2 protein-coding genes are annotated in these 2,185 nt (G+C 66.9%); both read right to left on the bottom strand.

The features are described 5' to 3' along the window. The coding region (locus ACZ6IM_RS42550) for a COG1470 family protein (RefSeq protein WP_469564624.1) at positions 1 to 764 on the bottom strand (764 nt) is incomplete at its 3' end. 98 nt (positions 765 to 862) lie between these two features. Further along, the coding region (locus ACZ6IM_RS42545; protein WP_469564621.1) for an RICIN domain-containing protein at positions 863 to 2,185 on the bottom strand (1,323 nt) is incomplete at its 5' end.

Here is a 2,185-nt window from a genome sequence, read left to right as displayed (position 1 = left end):
TCCGTCTGCTCGGTCGCACTCGTGCGGACCTGCGGCTTGTACGCGATCCAGATCATCACGAACGCGATCGCCAACGCCAGGAAGATCCCGAAGAACGTCGCCAGCCAGCGCGGCAGAAACCCACGCTGAACATAGGTCCCCTCGATCTCGGTCGGATCCACCCCCGACCGCCGCACCGCCAGCGTGTACGGCCGCTCCTCCTTCGCACCGAACCAGATGATCTGCTTCGGCTTCAGCGTCGTCTCCACGAACGCCGCACGACCCGGCTCGATCTGCACATTCCCCGGCCGCACCTCGTACGACAGATGATCACCATGATCACTGCCCGCGATCGACGCCGTCACCTTCGTATTGCCCAGGTTGTCCACCGCGAGCCGCGGCCGCCCCCGGAACCGGCCCTTCACCGTCGGCGGCACCAACTCCGCCCGCACCTCGGTGAACGCCGTGATCGTCAGATTCCCCTCCGGAACCGTCACCGCGTCCGGATGCTCCGTCGGCACAATCCGCACCGCATACGGATTCGGCCCCGCCACCGCATCGGGTGTGCGCGGCGGAGCGAACGTCAGCTCCACCGTCCCCGTCGTCCCCGGATACAGCCGCAGGGTTTGTGGCTCGATCGTCGTCCAGGGAGCCACATCCCCGACCGGTTCGAACCGGTACTCGTCGACGACGTCACCGGTATTACGCACCCTCAGGCGCACACGCGTACTACTGCCGGGGTCCACAGTCGCGGACGCGGGCTCCAGGGAAGTCCACAGGCTCACACGCCGACGCTACGGGGCAACTGCCCATGCGTCAGCGGCACTCGGGGCAGTTCTGGCTGCCCCGAGGTACCTGATCGTACGACTTTTCGGACCCTGCGTCAGTCCTTCGACGGGCGGATGATCTGCCACTCCTGGTCGTCGGTGTTGGTGCAGGTGGCGATGTTCAGCGGAGTCTCGGTGCCGCCGTTCTGGCCCTTCACGTTCAGGCATCGGTGGGCACTGGCGAAGTTGCGGATCCAGTAGTTCCCGCTCGCCTGCTTGTCGATCCACCACAGCTGGTTGTCCGCCTTGGTGCCGTTGCAGTGGAATTCGGCGACCCCCGTTCCCTCCGGACGAGCGCCGTATTCACCCAGGTCCATGCACAGCTGGTCCGTGACGTTCCGGATCTGGAAGAGCTTGACCCCGTTGGGGCCGCCGTTCTCGTACTTGACCTCGAGGTTCCAGTACTCGTTGTCGCCCTCTTCGTGGCAGTTGGCCTGCTGGACGACCCCGTTGATCTTGCCCTTGTCCCGCCCGGGGATGTCGGCGCACATGTGGGTGGTGGCGTTGCGCAGCATGATGTTCATGGCGGGAACCACGTCCGGCTTCGTCGCGGGCTTGTTGGACTGCCCGCCCCCGCCGCCACCTCCGCCGTCACCGTCACCGCCACCGGCGCCGTCGTTCTCGGGCTTCTCGGAGGCCGGCTGCTCGGGCTCGACCTCGGGCGCGGACTCCGCACTGCTGGGCAGGGTCTCGGGTGTGGCACTCGGGCTGGGGGCGAGGGCGGCACCGGCCTGTTCCGTCTGCTCGGTCGCACTCGTGCGGACCTGCGGCTTGTACGCGATCCAGATCATCACGAACGCGATCGCCAACGCCAGGAAGATCCCGAAGAACGTCGCCAGCCAGCGCGGCAGAAACCCACGCTGAACATAGGTCCCCTCGATCTCGGTCGGATCCACCCCCGACCGCCGCACCGCCAGCGTGTACGGCCGCTCCTCCTTCGCACCGAACCAGATGATCTGCTTCGGCTTCAGCGTCGTCTCCACGAACGCCGCACGACCCGGCTCGATCTGCACATTCCCCGGCCGCACCTCGTACGACAGATGATCACCATGATCACTGCCCGCGATCGACGCCGTCACCTTCGTATTGCCCAGGTTGTCCACCGCGAGCCGCGGCCGCCCCCGGAACCGGCCCTTCACCGTCGGCGGCACCAACTCCGCCCGCACCTCGGTGAACGCCGTGATCGTCAGATTCCCCTCCGGAACCGTCACCGCGTCCGGATGCTCCGTCGGCACAATCCGCACCGCATACGCATTCGGCCCCGCCACCGCATCCGGAGTACGCGGCGGAGCGAACGTCAGCTCCACCGTCCCCGTCGTCCCCGGATACAACCGCAACGTCTGCGGCTCCACCGTCGTCCAGGGAGCCACATCCCCGAC

It is taken from the genome of Streptomyces sp. NPDC042336, assembly GCF_055581985.1.
Note: the sequence above shows the minus strand (reverse complement) of the source record. Positions and strands in the feature narration are given on the sequence as shown.